Origin of the sequence: Bartonella sp. AP36NXGY, assembly GCF_042195865.1 — a bacterium.
GTDB lineage: Bacteria > Pseudomonadota > Alphaproteobacteria > Rhizobiales > Rhizobiaceae > Bartonella.
Genome location: NZ_JBHIPD010000022.1, coordinates 1 through 22,920 on the forward strand (window position 1 = coordinate 1; position 22,920 = coordinate 22,920).

A 22,920-nucleotide genomic window follows, 5' to 3' on the forward strand; every position below is an offset into this window, starting at 1 on the left:
TAATGATTAAAATGAATCATCCACAATGGAGTAATGAATGCATATATACAAAACGTATCATATTGCAAGCACTCTATTGAGATATGAAAACTTATCAAAAGGAATGTAAATGATGCGTATGATCTTTAATCACTCTTTTGAATGGGAGAGCCTATAAATGCTTTTTGTTTCTCTCAAACGTATTAATCATAACGTCTTTATCTTTTAAAGAGATTCATTGAAAACAAAGCCCATGATCATGATGCTTCTTTTAAAACGTTTCAATATACTAAGCTCAAAATCGAGCTGAGTGAATTCACATAACGCATTCTATAAAATCAAAACGCTTGTTAGCTTTAACAAAACTCGTTTTTTACATTTACGAGTATTGGTTTTCAAAACAATCTCTCATAAGACAAATAAATAACCGCTTTTATCAAACGCAAGGCTTTAAAAACTGTTATAAACATCCGTTTCAAACGTTTAAACGTTCATTTAGAAAGGCTTTCATAAGTTTCTTTTAAACAGAACTTCTTTGCAAATTAATCGCTCTATATTTGTGCTCTGTACTTTTAAATGGTAACTTTTAAAACGTTTTTTAGTACCATATCTAAGGTAAAATAGTATTTTACTGCTATGGTATTACCCGCCTCCATTTTTTTGTGGAAGCGAATAATTCCGTTCTTAAAAACTAGTCTGCAATCTATTCATTAAAAGGCTTTTCATTTCATAAGATATAAAATACCTCTTTATCGTTTTTTTAACTTTTAGTAAGCGTTTTAAAAGCGATTTTATCCTTAATCCTTTTATGCAATTTTTTAAATTAAACCTATAAGCTTATGACAGGTTCAAACAGTTAATTTCTTTAATGCCATTTTAGAGGTTTTTCCCAATTTTGGGAAAAATTATATGATCTCTATTTTCTATAAATGCGTATCTTTTGGTACAATTTATCTTATAACAGTTTCAAACGATTACCCTCTATAGGTAATAAGATATTGCTATAGCATTTTTAGATTTTACGCTTCTCAATTTTGAAAACTGTAATTTTATGTTTTTATCATGCGATTAACAATCCAATCATTAAAACAAGATGTGATCTTTAAACGTATGTTATCGATAATTCCAAACAACTAAATTTTAAACAATGCGATTTTGAGTGATAAAAACATATCATAAAATTTATAAACTGTTATGAATGATATCGGCTTTTCATTTTATTTGAATACACACATGCGTTATAATATTCACGTCATGATTTGCTTTTTATGGTCTATTCATACATGGCAATCTTATATAAAAAATGATCAAATGAATCACGTATAAAAAGATGGATTCTTAAGTGGATTCATATAAAATAATTGCAAACAACATATTGACTTTATTGCATTTTTTTGTATAATGTGACTCTGTAAACCAAAAGGGAGTCTCTACCTGTGGACTTCCTGCTATTTGGTCAAATTCTTGATTACACTTGTCCAAAGCATCCCCACTCAAACCTACACACTCTTCGTCTATAGCTCTCTTTCGCCTTGTCACGGGCGCTTCAGTAGAAGAAACATCCCGTTTTTTTCGAGAAGAAAGACCTTCTGATGACGCTGGACCTATAAAATGTTCATGCGCTTTTAAAGAACAGGATTGTATACTTGCAAAAGAACGCCAAGGGTCTAAATTGCGTTCATTATCAAGTCCCCGTAAAAATAGCCCCCGAAAATCGGGAACATTAAACGTCGTGGCGCCATCCCCTTCTCCCCACGTCGTCCCTATTACTTCAAACAAGGCTCTATACGTTCTTCGCGAATAAGCCTTCCCATCACATGGCAACCAACCATCTGGCAAGCGCTCCATTGCAAACGGTCCTATCAGACCGGAAGGTAAACGTTTTAAGGAAGAAACTTTGCTCCTTGTCGGGTTGAGAACTTGCCAACCCGTAAGCTCTTCATCATACACAAGCGTATAAAGACAGCCATCTTGTATCTCTCCTCCCGATAAGGCTAATAAACCGGTTTCTGTCGCCTTATAAACGGGCTTACCAGCTAGATTATTTAAAGCAATTGTTGTCGCCCCAACATTCTTGCCCTTCGCTTTAAAACAAACCGATATGCCATTCTTATACTCTAAAAATGCCGATTGGCTTAGAAGCCTTATCACGCTCGTCTTTTGGTTATTATCAACCGTCACAATCCCTTCAAGCACACCCCCCGTATCCGATAAATACTCACTTACCCGTTGCATCATAAAACGAGCGCTATTATTAACCGTGTTAGGGTGCTGTCCCTCTGACCAATTAATTAAAGCATCAGCACCACCATTCTCAGATGCCGTTAAAGACCAATCATAAATCGTGGACATCTAAACCTCACGTCTTGATTCCAAACACAACACTCATATTAATCGGGCGCGTCTCACTTACACCTGAACTTGCCAATGCAACATCACGCATGTGAAGGTGGGAATGGGGAAAGGCGAGCTTATGGTGCACGCGTATATCCTCTGCTCTCACGCCCAAACGTTCAGCAAGCTTCAACCTTTGCTGGTCATTCAACACATATCCCCAGATGATCGTCATATCACCATGCCAACTCTCTTCCTGATTTTCATCATTCAAAATCGTAAAGGATTGACCCCCATGGTCATGCTTTCTCATTGCGTCATTTTGTAAAGTGCCAAGATAACGAAAGCGGTCTATCTCGCGGTCATCATCAACACCTCGTAAAAAAACACCACGCAAATCGGGAACATTAAACTTCGTCCAACTATCAGCGCCTCCCCACCTGATCCCTATCGCTTCATAAAGAGCAGGATAATCACTACGCAAATAAGCCTTCCCATCACAAGGTAACCAGCCATCTGGCAAAACTTGCATCCCAAAAATCCCTATCGTCCCTGGTGGATAAACAGGAATAACCGGCTCTTGCGATAAAGAGAGAGGCGTAGGATTTAAAACTTGCCAAGCATGATCCCTATAAACCAAGCTATAAATGCACCCCCTTTGAAGCTCGCCTCCCGATAAAACACGGAGACCTAATTCCGTCGCCTTGTAAACAGGTTTAGCCGCCAAATCATTCAAGGCAATTGCGGTTTCCCCAACATTCTTGCCCTTCGCTTTAAAACAAATTGATATCCCATTCTTATACTCTAAAAATTGCGATTGGCTTTGAAGTCTTATCAACGTCGTCTGGTGTTCAGCATCAACCGTAAAAGTGCTTTCAATCACACCACTCGTATCCGATAAATATTCACGCACACGTTGCATCATCACACGAGCACTATTATTCAGACTACTAGGACGTTGTCCTTTTGACCAATCAATCAAATCATCACAATAGGCATTCAAGGAGGCATTTAAAGACCAATCATAGATCGTCGACATCTTACACCTCATGTCTTAATCGCAAACAGAACACTCACATTGACTGGACGCGTCTCGCCTTCACCAGTGCTCTCCAAAACAACCTCTTGGTTCTCATCAAGAGTATGAGAACTTACAATGTAGCCCCCTAAATTCTCACGCTCTATGCCCATAAAATTCGCTAGAGAACTCCCCCCAAACAAGCCTAGACGATAGCCCAACACATCCGTCGTATTCCCATCCCAAAAGTTTTCGTTGCTGGTAAAATGAGACATCGAAAGGCTCTGTCCTTGATGTTGATGCGACTCAATTAAATCTGTTTGCACACTTGCAAAAGAACGCCCCTCATCAATATTGCGCCCTCCATCAAGCCCCCGTAAAAACATCCCTCGAAAATCGGGAACATTAAATGTCGTGGCGCCATCACCCTCTCCCCAAACCGTTCCTATCGTCTCAAATAAATCACCATAATCACGACGCAAATAAGCCTTCCCATCGCAAATTAACCAATCCTTTGGAATCCCGCGCATTCCAAACGTTCCTATAAAACCCGTGGGATAAAGACTGCTTTCTTCTTCTTCTAAAGGGAGTGGGGTAGGATTAACAAGATGCCAATGATCTCCATTATAAAACAATGTATAAATGCACCCTTGTTGGATTTCCCCCCCTGATAAAAGCGATAAACCCGTTTCTGTTGCTTTATAAACCGGCTTGCCATCTAAAGCATTTAAGACAATCGTGGTCGCTCCAACATTCTTACCCATAGCCATAAAGCGCAAAACGATACCATTCTTATACTCTAAAAATTGCGATTGGCTTTGAAGTCTTATCACACTCGTTTGTTGGACAGGATCATTTGTAACAATGCCTTCAAGCTCTCCACCCGTGTCTGACAAGTATTCCTTTACGCGCTGCATCATCACACGGGCGCTTGTGTTCACACTGCTAGGATGCTGTCCTTCGGACCAATCAATCAAATTATCAGAACGCGTATTATCCGCCGCTCTAAGCGACCAATCATAAATCGTTGACATTTCTCGTGAATCCTAATTCCGGTAAAATGGTCCGTAAAACGCCCGCATGAATTGCGTCATCAAAGGATTATCATCATCATCACTCTCTTCTTCTTCCGAAGCCTCTTCTTGTGATGCTAATAATGCCCTTAAAACCTCTAACAAGTTGTCTCTATTTCTAATGCCACCATGCGCTGTAGGACTTGCTCTATGAGGCTGCCCACCATACATCTGTAATACACGGTTGACAAAATCACTTGCACGCATAGCGTTGTTTCCACCATTCAAGCCAACCGCATTGCTCCCAACAATTTGCGCCGCATTGGCATGGGGATTTTGAAGAAGCCGCGCGGCTCCTCCTGCACCTTGTTGATGTGCTAAATACAATTCCGCTTCACTAGGCGCTCTTCCCAAAAGGCGGCTTAAATGATTGCGATTATCAAGCGTCAACCGCCCCATGGCATCTGCCGCTTGCATGGGATCAAAACGATCCTGCAAACCATATTGTTTGGCGGTGCTGTCTATAAATTGATACAACCCACCCGCAGAAGAACGGGGATTCCTTGCATTCGGATTGCCTCCACTTTCTACTTGCGCAACACGGTACAAATAACTCTCTGGCAAACCATAACGCGCTGCCGTTTGCCGTATCGCTTGATTAACAGAAGGACTAGAACGGGTCATTTCGCGTACTCTATTGAAGCACTAGGACCTAACCCTTTTGCTACAGCTCTAGAAACAATCTTCAAGCCTTCATCCGTTATCACACCGGCTTTATGCCACTTCAAAGCACTTTGAATCAATTTGGCAATTTCATTGCGCTCCATTCCTTTAACGCCAAAAGTTGCTAACTTCGCTATACCGCGCTCTAGCTCTTGTCTTGCCCGTAGCGCCTCTGGAGCATTCGGGTGGAAAAATATGTTTCGTGCTAATTTTAGAGATTCAGTTGGCCAATGCAAAAAATTTGAAAAATTAATTCCATCAAAAACAGAAAACTCAGGAGTGCCTTCAAATTTGCTAAAAGCCTCTTTTGCTGCATCAGAATAGAATTGCTCCTGATCTACTGCCTTTTTAAAAGTAGAAAACCGTTCCGGTCCTATGGTCCTTTCAAGATTCTCAGACGCAAGATTTTGTTTTAAAAGTTTAGAAAATTCATTAATAGGGTCATCACTTTTTCTGAGTAAATCATCTAAGGCATTTCTCATACCCATCTGATAGGTATTATTTTGTTTTGTCCAATTCCCTTTAGAAAGATTTTCCTTAACTGCATCCCTTTCAATACTCTTTTCAAGTTTCGTGCCTAGAGCTTGTCTACCCTTCTCAAAACTATCTGCAAAATTTTTGAATTTTGCTGCACTACCACGCGCTGCTTGATAAGTAGGAGAGATTTGATCCATTATTTTTACTAAATCTTGTTTGAGGATTTCGTATCCTAAAACCTTCTGGTTATCGCCATGTTTCTTACTTTTTTCGATTAAATCATCAAGAGACTTCTTGGTTTGATCTAATAACTCTATCGTAGGTTTATAGTTTATACTGCTAAACTTTCTATTATAAAATCGTCTAGGATTTATACTGAGGGGGTGTTCCTCTAAAGTCTTAACAGCTTCTTTGAGAGCTCTTTGAAACCCTTTATTTTCAAAAAGTTTATTAAGAGCTGGATAATGTTCTTTTCCTATTGGAATTTGCTTCGCTTGTTCATAGAGATGATCATGAGCCTCTTTTCCTTGCCGTTTAAGTGTCCTGCTTAAAGTATCTCTATGCTGGTATGGAACAATCGTCTGCTCCATCATATCATCAAGACGTTGAACAGAACCGCCTAATCTTTTCTCATGCGCTTGTTTCAAGAGATTATAAACATCTTCATTTGTTTTAGACGCATTCCACAAAGTCTGTCGTAGTTTTTCATTAATATCTGTCAAAAATACTTCCTGAGGTTCTGAGCTAAGACGTTCCGTGATCTTTTGGGTTTTATTATCGTAAAGTTGCTTGGCAACTTCTCGCAAAGCTTTATTTGAAACCTCTTTACGAGCAGGATTAAAATAATTCCTCACGACAGGAGGTGACTTTAAAGCATTTCCTAAACTACGAACTGCCTTAGAAATACCCATACCTCCTAAAGCAGCAACCGGCGTCAAAACTGCCCCACCAACACCACCGGCTAATGCCGAATTCACCGTATCATTGTAACCTTTTCCTGCACCAGAACCATGTAAAGCTCCAGAACCTGCCCCAACAATAGCTCCCCTACCTAAACTTCCTAAAGTCGAACCTGCTCGCAAAAAATTTAATGCTGGAATACCCAAAGATGCTAATGTTGGTAAAATCGAACCAGCAATATAAGCACCAGAAGATAACCATGGATGTTTCTCTTCCAAAGCTTTTAGGTAAGCGCGCTCCTTAGCTACCCTTCTATTATAGATCTCCTCTGCTCGTTTATCACCACGCCAATAATCTATAAAACCCGCTTCATTCGCCGCTTGTATCTCATCACTATAACCTGCTGTAAGACCAGATGTACCATGGCTTCTAACAGCATCCGACCACGTAAGATCTTTATCATCAAATGAAAAATCATCTGCTGTAAATTTTGTATTAAATGAAGCCGTATCATCATCAACAAGAGGGGAATAAGGAATATAACCCGTTGTTTTTTTTCCTTGATTACCACGACTGTTCTTCACCGAAGACGTACCATCATTATCGGATACATCATCAACAATGCGAGAATAAGGAATATATGCCATTTTAAGCCCCTTTAACCCTTATCTTTCCATCTTCACCAATAAAGCGTGCACCGGAAGGCAATGCATCTTCCTCTTCTTTGCTGGTAACAAGTGGCAAAGCATTACGTCCTTGCTGTGGAGCTTTAGAATGCGACTGTGAGGTAACCTTATCAACACTCTCTTGCGTTAATTCAATGCTGCTGTCTTCTAGCAATTTCAATACGTCTAATTTCATCTTAGCCAAAATCTGATGGATTTTTTTCAACCTAAACAAGAGCTCTTTATGACCCAAGTCGTACTTTATCTCTCCTAAATAGCTCTTTAAGATATCAAGCTCTCTTTCTGTAAGGTTACCAAAACCAGAAGCACCATTGCGTGAATACCGTCTCATCGTTTCTAAACGGTCAATACCTATACGGTTTTTAATGGAATCAAGCAGTGAACGCATATCACGGTGTTGAGGAATCTTAAAAGAAGCTTGCCAATCAGCAAGATTTCCCGTAGCCCAATCACCATTCTCTTCTATATAATTCATAAAACGTTCAATGTCATGGAGTGTATTACTACTGATAGCTTCACTATTTTTAAGATCTATTGTTTCTCGTAGGCGGTCCATTTCTTCTTTAGATCTAGCATCATAACCGCCGTTCACTTTTTGTAATAGAAAAGCATTCAATGCATCTTTATTCCCAGCCATGAACCGCGCCTCTTCTTCACTGTACCCTTTAGATTTTAGATATTCGACGGTCTGATTAACCTGCCCTCTTTGTTTATCTCCTTCGTTAAGACGCTTCACACCACTTGCAAGCGCATCCCACCCAGAACCGCCTGACGGTGCTGCCGACATACCTGCAAAAAGATCTTGAAGCTTTTTATAAAAATCAGACTGGACAAACTTTTCAAAACCAGTTCGAGTATCTACTGGAGAAGTTTGTGACTGTGGTGTTGAAGCTGCCTCTACTATAGGCGTAAGTTGTTTAATCTCCTGTGCATTAGGGAGTGGTGGATGATTACCAACACCAAATGGTATTTCTGCTTCAGGAACCACATAAGGTTCCTTCTTCTCATGATATACTCCATCCGGAACAATAGTTCCTATTTGAGAAGGCGCAAGAGAACCACTCTCAAACGGTTTATCAATAGAAATTGCACTAGGAGTAGCAGGACCTTGATGCTGCTGTATGACTCTCTGCAACAGATTCATTTTATCAATAGGTCTCTCACCAATCTTCGGAATAACCATTCCTAATAGCTTTCGACCATAGATCTCTTCACGCTTTTGGCGTTCTCTTTCTTCTTGAACTGTAGACCATCTCCTTCTATTGCGTTTTAATGTAGGTGGGAGATGTGTACTATGTTGTATTAAACCATCTGCTCCTATTCTAGACATTCTAACTAAAGGATGTTCACCTTGATCAGGAGGAATAAAAAAACGCGAAATGTTATCGAACCAAGAACTTTTTTCCATTTCTTTCTTTCCTATACACCGAATTTTTTGCCTAAAAATGCGCCAAAAGGTTTAGAAATATCAGGGATACCCATAAAACTTGTCGCAAGACCTGCTACTGTCGCAAAATTCTTCCAAGGGTCGTTGCCTTGCATCATAGAGGCTGTATTATTATTCGTTGTCGTGCCGTAATTCCTTGCAAAGCCATGACCGGCGTTCATAAGCATATTCAACCTATTCCAGCCGCTATTGTCTTGTTCCAGCCAACGTTCTCTATTGGCATCAACAAGGCGTTGATTGTGGGCATCAAGCACACCTCCCCCTTGTATGGCATTGGAATAGGCATTCCCATAACCCTGTAAGAAGTTATTTGAGGCGCCCAATTGATTTTGATTGGCTTGGTCTATCATGGCATTGGCTTGCATCATGCGATCCGCATCACGATTATACTGGTCTGCTGTAGCACTTGTGGACAAAGCACCAAGTTCATTTGCTAATACACCTGCATGTGCACCGGACCCATAACGACCCGCACCTGCAAAAGAGCTGTTAATCGTATCTCTTACACGGTCTAAGCTATTTTGAAGGGCGGCATTAAAAGACGGATTCTGTCCAACCATATCACCAGAAGCCACTCTTCCAAGATTGCTTGCTGTCAACGTTGGATTGTAAATCGTATTCATCAAAGAGCGATTTTGATAATGCTGTGGAATACTTCCAAGACCACCAATTCCATAGCGCGTTTGATCACTTAACGGCGCTACACGAGGACCGCCATAAACATTCCCACCCGCCCCTGTATCATACAGATTATACGCATCCGCACCACCTCGCTTAAAGACATTCTGCATCCAAGCAGGAGGGGCACTTGTCTGCACCTGCTTCTGTTCTGTCGTTGCTGGTCTACTGCTCCCCATGTCACAATTCCTTCCTATAATAAAGCATATCTATGCCATAACCTTGTTTGTTCAGTGCACGTTTCCAACCTAAACGACCCAAGATCTCCATTTCAGAAGCACCATTCTCACGCGCCCAATCCTCTACAACTTGCAAATTGTCAACTTGATCAAGAATGCCCTTGCCACTACATTCACAAATCAGTGCGCGCTTCTTTCCTAAAACTGTCTGCTGTATCTGGGTCGTGAATGCCGCTAAAAAGCGCTCGTCATCATCCAAAACAAGCCATAACTGTTTCTTGCCACTGCAAATCGCTTCAAGGAGCTCTTGCAACGTGATTTCATGTTTAAAACGTTCCACATACTCGCGAAACGACGCAATGATGTCTTCAAGGTATGGTGCTATACGCTCCATATCCCAAGACGTGGTCAAAAAGACTTTTGCCATTACCCTCTGCCTAAAGGACGTAAATCCACATTAAATCCTGTGATTTGGTTCCAATGAACACCTTCAGGAATACGCAATTTAAAGCGGTGATAACGATTGCGCGAACGACCATGATAAGCGCCCGTAAGATAAGAACATGCCCTCTCTTGGTGCCATGTAATCGGTGTCTGATCATTACGAAGCCGACGTTCTCCGATACTTAAAAGACCTTCCGTCGTATCAACTTCAGCAAACATCTTCGTGATAAAGTTAAAACTTCCATCTGGTGCTCCCAATTCTTGCGAAACAACCGTTGCCTCCATCGGTGCTCCCGTAAACATAACAAGCCGATTTTCATCATCAAAAGCACCAAGCATGGGTGCGCCACTTTGCCAACGAGGGCTGTCTAAAGAAGCCGGCAATGTCTCAAGATTGATCGATATCTCATCTAACTGTTCTAAAGTATACCCTGTCGTAAATACTGGAAACAACGTGAAAGGTTTTCCCTGTAGCGTCGACCATTTCTGCAATCCCCAATCATAAACAAAGGTCGTTTGCTCGTTATTGCCTCTCTTTAAGGACCAGTAAATCCGGTTATCAATGGGATCTATAACCCCTTGCATCTCATCAAGAGCAAACTTATCAAAGGTTTTAAAAACTGTTCTATCAACTTTCTCAAAGCCTATCGGCAAAAGTTGACCATCCAAACTCATCTGATAAAAACCACCATCACTCGCAAAAAAAGCATCACTCCCTCGACATGCTATAGAGGACGCACTACGGGCTCCGCGCTTGTCTTGTATCTTTTGAAACGTAAACACAATCTTAGAACCCGCAACAAAGGTTCCTGCATAAATAGCAGAACGCATAAAAATGAGGGGATTAGTCGATTCCGTAGACCCTTGAACATATTCTCCATCTGGAAAATCTTGAAAATCGCAATCTTTCTGCTTAACTGTCCAATGGGTTGCATCTTCCAAACCTGACCAATGAATGCGATTGGGGTGATCTGTCAATTGCATCAAACAAACAAAAGGTCCCCAAACCTTCACCAAGCCTGCTTTCGGGGGATTGCCTCCTAAATCTTCAAATCGTTCAGAACTATGGGTATTAAAAACTTGTGGTTTATCATTTTTATTCACCGCAATAATTCTTTGACCAAACAAAGCGAACGACCATTGATTATCTTCATGCGCATGATAAGTCACACCACTTTGACTTATGTCCTTCCACCCCTTCGTTTGACTATCATAACTGTAAAGCTTTTGCTTGCCTCCTACGATTATCTTAACACCATTGCCACTTCTAAACGCTATGCACCCCAAAGGCTTTTCTTCCAAAGCATGAGACACAACCATTGCACTAGGCATCGGAATGTAACAGCCATCAGCCGGTAAAACATTCACAAGCGTATCCGTAAAGCTACCGTTGACGACCGAAACATCTGGTCTGTAATCAGCGATTGGAAAATAAACCATCTTAAAAATCCGTTGGTATTATTCTGGTCACGTTATGACGTTGAGACGTCTCTGCACGCAATTCATGCAACTGTTCGTTAAAGTCATTGTAAGCTGCCGTTGCACAATCGGGATCTTTCAAGATATTCTTGTAAAGTTCGTATTTTGCACGCGCCTTAATCAAATCAAACGCGTGCACAAACCATGGATGCTCCTCATCAACACTCTCTATCTCTGATAAACGCAATGGAGAGAGAATGAGTTGAATCTGATAGGCTTTATCCGGCGTGGGATAAAGATGTAATTTCCTATCAAAATAACTGTAACAAACCGGCGTTCCTTGCTGCTCTGATGATAACAAAGGCTCTAAAGAAACATGGTCCTTACACTCCAATGCAAACTTATGATGTTGATCAGAACTCAGATAACACATTGATTTATAATGATAATATAGCGTTATTCATATTGAATTAGAATCCCGAATAACGTAAGATTCTCTCATTTCAAATCTGTTTATCTTGAATCAACTAAAACCACTCATTTGTACATAACAAGTGGGATGAGTGTATGGATAAAATTTGTATAAGAAAGGACTAAAAATGGCTCTTATGAACCGTCTTAATGCAAGGGCTGTCGCAACATTGGGAGCTGGCAAATATAATGATGGTGCCGGCTTGTTACTTCATAAGCGTAAAGATGGAGGTGCTCAATGGATTTACCGTTTTACCATTCATGGGCGGCGCCGTGAAATGGGCTTGGGTGCCTTGAGAGATGTCTCTTTAAAACAAGCCCGTGAATTGGCAACTGGGTGGCGCTCTGTTCTTCGTGAAGGTCGTGACCCCATTAAAGAACGCAATAAACAAAAGCGTGAGGCAATAAGTAATCTCCATTATTTAAAAGATATCGCGTTGGATGCTTTTGAAAGCCGTAAAGCTGAACTAAAAGGAGATGGTAAAGATGGGCGTTGGTTTTTACCCTTAAAACTCCATATTCTCCCCAAATTAGGTTGCCTCCCCGTTTCAGAGATTACACAAACAGAGATACGCAATACACTTGCTCCCATTTGGCATACAAAAGCAGCAACAGCTGATAAAGCTCTTACCCGCCTTAATATTTGTCTCAAACATGCGGCTGCTTTGGGTTTGGATGTTGATTTACAAGCAACAGAAAAAGCACGCGCTCTCTTAGGTAAACAACGCCATAAAACGCAAAATTTTCCAGCTATGGATTGGAGAGATGTCCCTGCCTTTTATAAAACACTTTGCGAAGCATCAACCTTAACACAACTGGCTTTGCGTTTGCTTATTTTGACAGGCGTTCGTACCAACCCTTTGTGTCATATTCATAAAGACCAAGTTGATGGCGATATCTGGACAATCCCTGCTGAAAATATGAAAGGTCGACGTGATACTACAGAAGAGTTTCGCGTGCCTCTATCATCAGAAGCATTAGAAATCTTAAAACAAGCGCGCTTGCTTTCTCGCAATGATTTCTTCTTTTCTGCAACCGGTCGGGGTCCCCTCGCTGCAAATTGTATGGCTCAATATATGAGAGACAATAAAATTGAGGCATGCCCCCATGGATTTCGTTCTAGTTTACGTGATTGGCTCGCTGAAACAACCGATGCCCCCTATGAGGTCGCTGAAACTATTCTAAGTCATACAGTTGGCGGCAAAGTAGAGCGTGCCTATCGTCGTACTGATTATCTAGAACAGCGCCGTGTTTATATGGATAAATGGGCGGCTTATGTCACGGGTCAATCTTAAGATATGGGGTGAATAACCCCATTATCTGTGGATAACTTTCTCTCTCTTCTCTCTCATTCTTTCTCAATAGGAGTCATAAATTATCACATCAGAAAAACTATGATAAAATATTGTTTTCTATAAATAAAATACCTTCAAAAATGAACCAAAATGTGGTTAATAAATAGTTATGATTTGTTCTCATTTTTTTACTTTTGAAAGGATTTTAGTATGACAGAAAATGATATTCTTTTAACAGACCGTGAAAGTGCAAAACTGCTTCATATGAGTGTCTCAACATTCCGCCGTCATGTGACCAATGGCTCTCTCCCAAAACCTTTAAAATTTGGTTTTTTATCGCGTTGGTTACAATCGGATCTTTTGAATGTCATCGAGCAAGCAAAACAGCAACGTTATAACGACGCGGCATAAAAAGAAAACCTTGTCACGTAAGGACGGACAAGGCTTTCTCAAACTCATCAACCTGGTGCTTTATTTGGTGTAAATTCAAGGCTTTCTCTACTGAAGCAAGACTTAAGGCTGGCATTCAAGTTGTTCTGAATGTTTTTTACAATAAGGGCTATTTAAGCGTCTCTCAACACTTCGCTGAGGCATGACAGCACCAGGACGACATATGGGAAGATTGTCCGATTTATGGTTTTCACACCATTCTTGTATTGTAAAGCTAGGACGAAAACCTGATTGCGCCATACACATTTCAATACTGGCAAATTGATTCAAATCTAGCGCCACAACCTTATTAAGGTCCGGTACTCCACATTCTAAAAGTATTTTATTTCTCCATAATGCTGGAGAAAGTGAGGGAATTGAATTAACACATCCAGTGATACTTAACAGAGCTATACAACTCAACAGTTTTAAGATTTTCTTCATTTTTCCCCTCTTTCAATGGATTTATTACTATAAAACAGCTCATAAGCTTGTTTATATTTTCTGTCACCGCTGCTTAAAACAACGGTGAACAATATTGAGATGACAGATTGAGGAAACAATCGCGCCATTCCAAGTGAAGGCAAGGATGGCAGATTGTTGATCATCACTAGCAGTGCTTAAGGTTGGCATTCTGGTTTATTTTTATATTTTTGGCAATAAGCGCTATTTAAACGCTTCTTGACACTTCGTTTTGGAATGACAGCACCTGGCACACAAATCGGAAGATCTTCGGCATTATAATTTCTACACCGATCTCTCCACTTCCCTCCTAATTTACTATGAAAACCTGCTTGGGTTAGACATGCATAAATAGATGTATTCGCATTTATACTTAACTCTCTATAATCCATCATATAATCATCATGAGGATTCAGCATTCCACATTCTAATAGTGCTTTTTTAATCTCAATCTTATCTTCTCCTAGCTTCTCTAATACATCCACAGCCTGGTAAGGACCTGGAAAACATCCAGCTATAATAAGCAAAGCCAATCCACTCAATAACTTTAAAGTTGCTTTCATTTTTTCTCTCCTTCAATGATTTTTTATGATAAGATTGCTTATAAGCTTGTCGATGTTTTATATTCCTCTGTCCATATCAATTTGAAACATGTTGAGTGCCGATACAATTGGCCCACACACTTATGCAAAAGATAAAAAAACTAAAGATTACTCTTAATCATACCATCATCAAAAAACTACGGTAGACATTCAGGCTTGTTTCTATTTCTTTTACAATGGGGGCTGTTCAGGCGTTTCTTAACACTTCTTTGAGGAATGACAGCACCTGAATGACAAATCGGAAAACGAGCATCAAAAAACTCACACGAACTCAAATATCCGGATTTATATCTAAAACCTGCTTGAACCATGCAAGCTTCAATTAATGCGTTCGCATTTCCGTCTAACTTTCTGTTGTATTCATCACGATTATAAGGTGTTGGCATGCCACATTCTAACAGCGCTTTCCCTATATCAATTGTATTTGCACCAGGCTTATCCCATAATTCCCAAGCTGATAAGGGAACCTCAGCTTTATACTCACATCCAGCTATACTTAACAGAGCTATGCCGCTCAATAATTGCAAGACTTTCTTCATTCTTCCCCTCCTTCAGTGGGTTTCTTTACGATAAAACAGCTCATAAACCTGTTGATATTTTCTGTCATCGCTGCTTAAAACAACGGTGCCCAATATTGAGATGATTGGTTGAGAAAACAATCCCGTCATTTCAAGCGAAGACAAGGATGAGGGATTGTTGACCATCACAAACAGCAAAACTTAAGGTTGGCATTCATCCGCATTTTTATACCTTTTACAAAATGGGCTATTTAAGCGCTTCTCAACACTTCTCTGTGGGATGACAGCACCAAGCTGACAAATGGGAAGGTTTTCTTCTCTAAATGTATAACACCAGTTTCCTCTCCCTTTATAATGGAATCCTGATTGAACCATGCAAGCATAAATTGTTGCATCCTCATTAACACTAAGCTTTCTATTTTCTGAATCAGCATCAATAAGGCTCGGTATTCCACATTCTAAGAGGGCTTTTCCTACCTCAGTAGAATCTGCACCTGCCTTCTCCCACATACTCACGTACTCTGGAGGACTGCTGTCAATTTTTGATATGTCACATCCAGTCACACTTAATAGGACTATACCACTCAATAATTTTAAAATTTGTCTCATTTTTTCTTCCATAAATGATCTAAAGTCGAATAAATTGAATGAATTTGTTTAGTAGGAGATGTTCCATAATTAGTTATACACGCTTTACTTGCATCACCATAACAATTATGGGGACTAGGATCATAACCGCCTAACGCCCTCCCTCCCTCTATCAATGGAGAGGTTGCTGTAGTCAATAAACTTTTTCCTACAAACAGCGTCATATATAAAGGATTTTTTATACCTTTCTCCAAAAGTGAAACATCTAGATTTAAAGGTACTTTATAAAAAGTAGGTGCATTGTAACCAAACAACGTACTAATGGGGTCAGATGCATGGCTTTGTAAGTAAACATGATCATTTTTGCCATCGCTTACGACATATAATGCATTCGCTATCGATTGAGCATGATCCGCTGGTCCATAAAGATAAATATCTGTTTTTTCTGCTATACCGTGGATGCCGCGCTTTTCAAAGTCACGTAGTCCATTGCCTACTGTTAAGCTACCACGACTATGCGCACTAACAATCGCCCCATCATTACCATAACGAGAGGCAAAATCTTGGAATTTCTTGGTCGAATTACTCCATCCCCCAAAATACTCATAAATTGCTACCCCGAACTCTACTAGCTTATCTTTAGCTTGTGGGTGGTATGTAAAATAAAGGGGTTCATGTTCATTATCAGCTAAGTGGACAGCATTACCGGCTGCTTCATCTGGTGTGTTAAAAATACCATTATAGAACATACGCCTGTTGCCATCAGAGCCAGCTTGTAAATGCTGCTCATCTTCAGCATTTAAAAAGTGATACAGAGTAATATATTCTCCATCGCTGTCTTTTATAGGTTTTCCATTTTCATCGGTTAAATAGAGGACATTGCCATTTTCATCATGCAAAATCTCACCTACTGGATGTTCTTTAACATTTGCGACTTCGCGCACTTTGTCCCAGTATCCCAATCCTTCATCCGATAAATCATTGATCATATCTAGGCGATTATGCACTGCTCCCTCAAGCGGTGCGACATCTAGCTGTCCTACAGCTTGGTGGGCTGCTGCGGTGTTGCGGTTGAGAGAGCCAATGATTTGTCCAGCATCTTGCCCCATCGCCCTCTGTCCAGTTGTATCAGTAAGGATGATAGTCCCATCGCTGATAGCAGATTTGGTTTCCCCTTCTACTCCATCATGCGCTTTTTAGAGGCTTCAGCATTACGCTTTTTAGAGGCTACATCATTGTGCTTTTTAGAGGCTACATCATTGTGCTTTTTAGGGGCTTCAGTATTACGCTTTTTAGGAGCTTCAGCATTACGCTTTTTAGGAGCTTCAGCATTACGCTTTTTAGGAGCTTCAGCATTACGCTTTTTAGGGGCTACATCATTGCGCTTTTTAGGGGCTACATCATTGCGCTTTTTAGGGGCTACATCATTGCGCTTTTTAGGGGCTACATCATTGTGCTTTTTAGGGGCTTCAGCATTACGCTTTTTAGAGGCTTCAGCATTGCGCTTTTTAGGGGCTTCAGCATTACGCTTTTTAGAGGCTTCAGCATTGCGCTTTTTAGGGGCTTCAGCATTGCGCTTTTTAGGGGCTTCAGCATTACGCTTTTTAGAGGCTACATCATTGTGCTTTTTAGAGGCTTCAGCATTACGCTTTTTAGGAGCTTCAGCATTACGCTTTTTAGGGGCTACATCATTGTGCTTTTTAGGAGCTTCAGCATTACGCTTTTTAGAGGCTACATCATTGTGCTTTTGAGGAGCTTCAGCATTACGCTTTTTAGGGGCTTCAGCATTGCGCTTTTTAGGGGCTTCAGCATTACGCTTTTTAGGGGCTTCTTCACTATATTTTTTATAGGCTTTATCGCTGTATTTAAATCCTTCTTCCAGCAATTCTGTTGCCATTTTACGGTCTTCACCAGCTGTTTGTTCCAGCTTAGTGACATCTATTTGTGATACACCCTTATGAGCTTCAGCGGTATTACGGTTAAGGGAAGCTATGGTTTGATCAACGCCTTGCCCTGTTAATGCCTTCTGCCCTGCTTCATCAGTAATGACGATGGTGCCATTGCTGATAGCGGATTTGGTATATCCTTCCCTTGAATCCTGTTGTTCTGCATGATCTAAAACATTTTTGGCAATGTTTTTAGCGATGTCGTATTCGCCCATTGCACCACCCGCTGCAATGCTAATCCCATCACTGCTGGCTTTGGCACTCGCACTGTTGGTAATATCACTGGTGCTGATGCTTCCTGTGGTCAGGCTGTTTTTTTCTGCCAAGGCTGTGCTTTCAATAATACCTCCAGTCAGCGTTGTTTTATCTTTAACGGTGATCTCAAAGCCGTCATCACGGGCTTTAATGCCTGATTGTTCCACAACACTGTGATAATCGCTGGAGGATTGATCATTTTGGAAAGAGACGTTTATTGATGCACCATCAGGCTTTCCATTGCCTTTAACCCCGACAGAAACAGAGTTTTTTTTGCTGGAACTTTGTCCCGTATCACTGCGGCTGACAACGGTAAAATCACCTCCTACTTCCATTTTTACACGCTCTCCAGAAACCACGGCGCCTGCCAATGTGGTGTTTGCCCCACTCGTGGTATGAACAGTACCTGTGCCAACAATATGGCTGTTCTTTTGTTGAACCTGTTCACTGGAACCTTCCCCTTGACTAAAAGCAGCACTGCCTGTTACCCCTGCGCCACCAGTACCATAACTGGCTCCAATATTCATTGAAGCGCTTTGGTTATGGTTTTGTGTGCTTTGCGTGTTTTGCGCACTTTCAAAGGTAATGTGCTGTCCTGCATCCAAGTTGATATTCCCGCTCTGCGGATCATTGCCCAGCGCATAAACAGGATTGGTACCGGCAATAACGTCGGCTCCAACACCATGGATGCTGCCTTTGTGGGCTTTCATATTGACAGAACGCCCAGCTTCTATGCTATTGGTTACAGCAGTAGATGTCTGAGAAGACTTCTCTTCCTTTTCAGTCTTAAAGCCTACGGTAACACTGGTAGAAATATCCACCATTTTGAGAAGGGAATCTTTTGTTGATCCGCTCTTTATCCCATTATAGAGATCTTTGCCTTTGTTATAGAGATCTTTGCCTTTTAGACCAAGAATGATGCCATTGCCGATTTTGTGTTTTGTATCCCCATGACCAAAACGTTTTCCTGCATCCTTTATATCTTGTATGGTACTAAGAATGCCAACATTGACAGAACCTGTAACACCAGCAAAGAAATTTTCATGGTTTTTTTGTGTCTTAGAGATATCTTGGCTTTCTGATAGGGTGATATTATTGCCGGCATCAATGTTGACATCACGATCCGCCGCAACAATGGCTGCTTGTAAATTCACATCATTGTCAGCAGTAATCTGCACATCTTGGCGTGCCGTGATGTGTGATTGTGTGGAAGTGGTTTCCCATTGATCGCCCGTATCTTTGACGCTTGCAACCCCAACTCCTACAGAAACACTGCTGCTGCTCTTTCCAAACTGAAAACCAAAACCTGAACGCTTTTCTTCAGAATTTGACTTATGGCTATTATGACCCACAAGCACATTGACATCACGAGCTGCCGAAAGATTAATATTCTCACCTGCAAAATCAGAGCCCACTATGCTCACATCTTTTTTCTTGGCAATGATGTTGATAGTGCCATACGCATTGAGAGAAGAGCCTTGATGTTCAAAACTCTCTTCATTTTGCACCTTTTCCTCACTCCCATATATCGATAAAAAGTCCTTGCCTGAACCCGCGCCCAAACCAGATGCATGTTCTTCTGAGTGGCTGCTATGGTGATCTTGCATGCCATCAATCGTCACATTTTCTGCTGTCACATTGATGTTTTGACCTGAAAGCAGATGAGAAGCAGAAATCTTGGCTTCTCCTTGTGCGTCTAACACGATGTTGCCCGTCGCCCCAAGGATAGAGGAGACCGTTGTGGTATGCGATTGAGAACTATCGGACGATTCCTCATGCAAAAAGCTACTTGAAGACGATTGGTATTGCTGGTCGTAGTGTTCTTGAGCGCCTTTTATAAGAATATTCCCACCAGAATGAATAGAAATATCCGCTTTTGCTTGATCTGGTGTTTCCTCTTTTTTTCCAGCAAGAAGCATCGACCCAATGATTTTTGTATCATTGCCAGATTCAAAGGCTATCCCTTCACCGCCTGTTATACTTGAGCTCACGACTTGGGTAGCCTCAACATTATTATGGACTCTCTCACTAAATATTCCATCCTCTTTGTGATCAGACATCTCATAATTTAAGCTATCTTCTGCATTGTTGATTAAAATATCGTTACTGGCTTTCAGCCCCACCTTGCCCTTGGCATCTATATCGGAAGCAGAGACATGGATATCGTGCCCCGATATGATATCCATATTCTTTCCAGAACTTAGATGAGAGCCATTGTGCAAGGCAACATGGGAGGTTTCACTCCCATTCTGATTGTCCATACTGTTGCGTGTGGCATCAATCGAAATATTCCTCTCAGCTTGCAAGAGAAGTTTATCCGTTGCTTGAACATCTGAGCCTAAAATATTGAGATTTTTTCCTGATGAAAAGACTGTTGAACCCCCAGAACTGACTTCCGATTTATGATGCATGGTGGCATCACCCTGTTCATCATGGTAATGGGTTTCTGCTGAACCGATCGTCAAGTTGCCTTGTTCTGTAGCCATGGCAAGATCACCTCCGGTGGTGATCCCCACCCCTGAGGCGGTGATATCTTGCTTGGCAATCACGCTCGCATTGCCACCAGCAGAAAGCGCCTCGGTGTTTAATACTGTCTCCACGCCGTCAACCGTTGTGCGCCCTGCATCCAAACGAATATTCTTCTCCGCAAGGATAACAGCATCACCACCCGCCGCAAAATGCCCTCCTTGACTGAGGATATCCCCGCCATGCACATGCAATTGGTGATTTGCCGCAATCCGCCCTGAATTGATAATCGTTGAATTGCTCGTATTCTGGCTGGTGATATTGACACCATCGCCCATGATCAAAGCTCCAGCAGAAACAAAGGAGGCTCTGTCTTTTTCAGGGATGTAAAGCACCGGAGCATAAACATCCATGCCCTTGACCTGTTGGCGCACATAAATCACCATCGGGACTTCTAGGGACGCCAATTGTTCTTCACTCAAAGCCTCACCACAAGGGAGATTGTGGGCTTTTGCATAGTCTGCCCCGACATCCAGCAAAGTTTTGACTTGTTCAATGGCATCACTTCCAGGAATAAAGGAGCCTTTACCCAAACCTTGACCAACCAGATCACGCATTTGTTTTTCAATCAATTCCTTTTCGAAATAAGCATCCCCTAAGAAAAAAATCTCCCGATCAGGATTGTAGCCAATTCTGTTCAAATAATAGGCTGAGCCATAAAACTTGCCAACATCAAGGAATTCTGCCCGCGTTTCATAAATAAAATTCTGCTTGGGCAAGGTGCCACCAACCCCACCCGATTGAGGCTTTGGCAAAGGGAGACCCTCAGAAAGTTCTCCTGCACCATTGATATCCACTTTTGGTGTAAACAAAGCACCAGCCCCGGTTAAACCGCTTAAGGACTCCAGCGGATTGCCTTCAACTGCTTGTGCTTTAAAATGCGCATCCCCTGTAATAGAACCTTCCCCTGCCTTGTTGTTGAGTTGATCAACCACCAGATTTAAAGTGCCACCCGCTTGGACAAGACCAGGAACTGCATCAAGAGCTTCTGAACCGGTCTGGCGATAAGTGCCATTAGCTATATCTAAGGAAACATCGCGGCTTCCATCAGCTTTATAACCATAACAATAAGCATCCGTATTAGCATTACAACCCATATAAGTGTTTTTATAAACCGTTGCCCCCAAATTGGTGAGCACATTGGCGTGGATATCGGCATTTCCTCCTGCTTGTATAATGCTATAGTGGTTGTCAATGGTATCGGCATTAATGATGAGATTGCCACTAGATTGTATCATCCCCTGAGCAGCCGGTTTATGCGAAAAACTCTGCGTGACAATCTTCTCTGTCATGTATGACTGATTATTCCATTGATAGCGTTCTATATCTCCTTTTCTTTTATCATATTTCCAAGTGAATGCCTTATAGACTGTTCCACCTTGCAAAGTTGCCGTGCCATAGGTTCCCTCTTTGTTAGCCCAAAGCTTTTTATCAAATACAAATTCTTCCTTAAGATACCCTCCTTGAGTATGTATATAATCCTCTCCACCTATTAATATATACGTAACATACCCCTTTCCCCAACGCTCTCTCTTCATATCGTGATATAAATTCTGTTCATTGAGCAAATTAAAACCCTTTGGTTTTTCGAATGCTATGGCGACTTCTTCCGTTTTTTCCGTGATGACAGGCATGCTATCGGCTTCGTTTTTGAGACTGTTGGTTTGGATATTTAAGTTTCCACCTGCTTGAATAACGCCCGCTTTATTCACAAGCGAAAGGCTTTTTCCAGTACCAGCTGCATTGGTGAAAAATAAATTGCCTTCTGCCATAATAGCGCCAAAATCATTGAGCAAAGCCCCATCAACTTGTAAAGCACCATTGCCCTTTACATAAATTAAACCCGTTTTGCTGTTGGTCACATCGCCCGTCACGCTAAAAGCTAAATCATGACCCGCTGCCAATTGACCGCTATTTTCAAGCTCCCCGGTTTTGATGATAAAATCTCGTGCTGCTAAAACCGATGTGAACTGATCCACCATAACGCCTGGAGCAACAAAAAGAATATCTCCAGTCCCTCCTTCATCGGTAATGGCTTGTAGCCGTGCATGGTGAATATCAAGAACATTGGTGCTTTGAAAATCTAAACCACCATAAATCAGCGTGCTGCCCGAGACATAAATATGATCCGCAGTTAAATATAGCGTTTGCGGCGTGTAAATATGAGAACGATCATTGCTCAAATCCAGTGTGTTTGCTGTCAATCTCACATCCCCCGTAGCAGACAGCACATTCTCAACGCTGATCCCTCCTGATACCGAGGTCAGGGTTGCACTGCCATAGCCAATGACCTGATCATAATAAATGTCGTTGCCAGCAAAAAGTTCAATATTGCCACCACTGGCAATCTGACCAACCTTCACCCCTTCTTTTGCTGTAATTAAAAGAAAGCCCTTTTCATCTAAAACAAGATCCCCTGAACCGTCCGTAGAAACGACACCTGTCATCAGTGTGCCTGCATCAAGGCTGCCAACCTTTAAAACAGCTTCTTCACCCGTCATCAGCGAAGAAAAGTCAACCGCCCCACCCTC

General features: G+C 41.4%; 18 protein-coding genes and 1 pseudogene. 2 read left to right on the forward strand and 17 right to left on the reverse strand.

Annotated features, from left to right (window positions below; all coding sequences use genetic code 11):
- Positions 1-1,317 precede the first annotated feature (1,317 nt).
- The 10 genes and pseudogenes from ACFINX_RS07960 to ACFINX_RS08005 all read right to left on the reverse strand — a co-directional run.
- Positions 1,318-2,331 carry a phage tail protein gene (locus ACFINX_RS07960; protein ID WP_375668595.1) on the reverse strand — a complete coding sequence of 338 codons (1,014 nt, stop codon included), beginning with the start codon at positions 2,329-2,331 and terminating at the stop codon, positions 1,318-1,320.
- Between the two features lie 7 nt (positions 2,332-2,338).
- Positions 2,339-3,352 (reverse strand): phage tail protein, encoded by a 1,014-nt coding sequence (locus ACFINX_RS07965; protein WP_375668596.1) that lies wholly within the window; start codon positions 3,350-3,352, stop codon positions 2,339-2,341.
- 8 nt (positions 3,353-3,360) lie between these two features.
- The gene (locus ACFINX_RS07970; protein WP_375668597.1) at positions 3,361-4,365 is read right to left on the reverse strand and encodes a phage tail protein; all 1,005 of its coding nucleotides are present in this window, start codon (positions 4,363-4,365) and stop codon (positions 3,361-3,363) included.
- A 12-nt stretch (positions 4,366-4,377) separates the two neighbouring features.
- Positions 4,378-5,028: a transglycosylase SLT domain-containing protein gene (locus tag ACFINX_RS07975; protein ID WP_375668598.1), complete on the reverse strand. Its 651-nt coding sequence runs from the start codon at positions 5,026-5,028 to the stop codon at positions 4,378-4,380.
- On the reverse strand, positions 5,025-7,091 hold the full coding sequence (locus tag ACFINX_RS07980) for a glycine zipper family protein (protein ID WP_375668599.1): 2,067 nt from the start codon (positions 7,089-7,091) through the stop codon (positions 5,025-5,027). Before ACFINX_RS07980 ends, ACFINX_RS07975 begins: the two co-directional genes overlap by 4 nt.
- Position 7,092: 1 nt before the next feature.
- Positions 7,093-8,538 carry a hypothetical protein gene (locus ACFINX_RS07985; protein ID WP_375668600.1) on the reverse strand — a complete coding sequence of 482 codons (1,446 nt, stop codon included), beginning with the start codon at positions 8,536-8,538 and terminating at the stop codon, positions 7,093-7,095.
- A gap of 11 nt (positions 8,539-8,549) precedes the next feature.
- Positions 8,550-9,434, reverse strand: coding sequence for a hypothetical protein (locus tag ACFINX_RS07990; RefSeq protein WP_375635053.1), 885 nt, complete (start codon positions 9,432-9,434; stop codon positions 8,550-8,552).
- Position 9,435: 1 nt separating this feature from the next.
- A complete protein-coding gene (locus tag ACFINX_RS07995) occupies positions 9,436-9,861 on the reverse strand; it encodes a hypothetical protein (protein WP_375635055.1) in 426 nt (141 codons plus the stop codon).
- Positions 9,861-11,318 (reverse strand): hypothetical protein, encoded by a 1,458-nt coding sequence (locus tag ACFINX_RS08000; RefSeq protein WP_375668601.1) that lies wholly within the window; start codon positions 11,316-11,318, stop codon positions 9,861-9,863. The genes ACFINX_RS07995 and ACFINX_RS08000 overlap by 1 nt, the downstream gene beginning before the upstream one ends.
- A 1-nt stretch (position 11,319) precedes the next feature.
- A pseudogene (locus tag ACFINX_RS08005) lies at positions 11,320-11,724 on the reverse strand (hypothetical protein); the annotation flags it as partial.
- 172 nt (positions 11,725-11,896) lie between these two features.
- On the opposite strand from ACFINX_RS08005, the gene ACFINX_RS08010 reads away from it, so the two are divergent.
- Complete coding sequence (locus tag ACFINX_RS08010) at positions 11,897-13,063, forward strand: site-specific integrase (protein ID WP_015856731.1); 1,167 nt, start codon at positions 11,897-11,899, stop codon at positions 13,061-13,063.
- 210 nt (positions 13,064-13,273) lie between these two features.
- Positions 13,274-13,474, forward strand: a complete 201-nt coding sequence (locus tag ACFINX_RS08015; protein WP_015856172.1) for an AlpA family transcriptional regulator — start codon at positions 13,274-13,276, stop codon at positions 13,472-13,474.
- Positions 13,475-13,576: 102 nt separating this feature from the next.
- On the opposite strand, the gene ACFINX_RS08020 is transcribed toward ACFINX_RS08015, so the two are convergent.
- The 7 genes from ACFINX_RS08020 to ACFINX_RS08050 form a co-directional block, all read right to left on the reverse strand.
- On the reverse strand, positions 13,577-13,936 hold the full coding sequence (locus tag ACFINX_RS08020) for a hypothetical protein (RefSeq protein WP_015856194.1): 360 nt from the start codon (positions 13,934-13,936) through the stop codon (positions 13,577-13,579).
- Positions 13,937-13,999: 63 nt separating this feature from the next.
- Entirely contained in the window at positions 14,000-14,125 is a 126-nt protein-coding gene (locus ACFINX_RS08025) for a hypothetical protein (RefSeq protein WP_375668602.1), read from the reverse strand.
- Entirely contained in the window at positions 14,113-14,517 is a 405-nt protein-coding gene (locus tag ACFINX_RS08030; protein WP_026500686.1) for a hypothetical protein, read from the reverse strand. Before ACFINX_RS08030 ends, ACFINX_RS08025 begins: the two co-directional genes overlap by 13 nt.
- Before the next feature lie 176 nt (positions 14,518-14,693).
- A complete protein-coding gene (locus ACFINX_RS08035) occupies positions 14,694-15,095 on the reverse strand; it encodes a hypothetical protein (protein WP_026500687.1) in 402 nt (133 codons plus the stop codon).
- A 180-nt stretch (positions 15,096-15,275) separates the two neighbouring features.
- Positions 15,276-15,683, reverse strand: coding sequence for a hypothetical protein (locus ACFINX_RS08040; protein ID WP_375634020.1), 408 nt, complete (start codon positions 15,681-15,683; stop codon positions 15,276-15,278).
- Positions 15,680-16,771: a filamentous hemagglutinin gene (locus tag ACFINX_RS08045; protein ID WP_375668603.1), complete on the reverse strand. Its 1,092-nt coding sequence runs from the start codon at positions 16,769-16,771 to the stop codon at positions 15,680-15,682. The genes ACFINX_RS08040 and ACFINX_RS08045 overlap by 4 nt, the downstream gene beginning before the upstream one ends.
- Positions 16,772-16,839: 68 nt before the next feature.
- Positions 16,840-22,920 (reverse strand): hemagglutinin repeat-containing protein (locus tag ACFINX_RS08050; protein WP_375668604.1); only part of this gene is annotated, 6,081 nt, incomplete at its 5' end.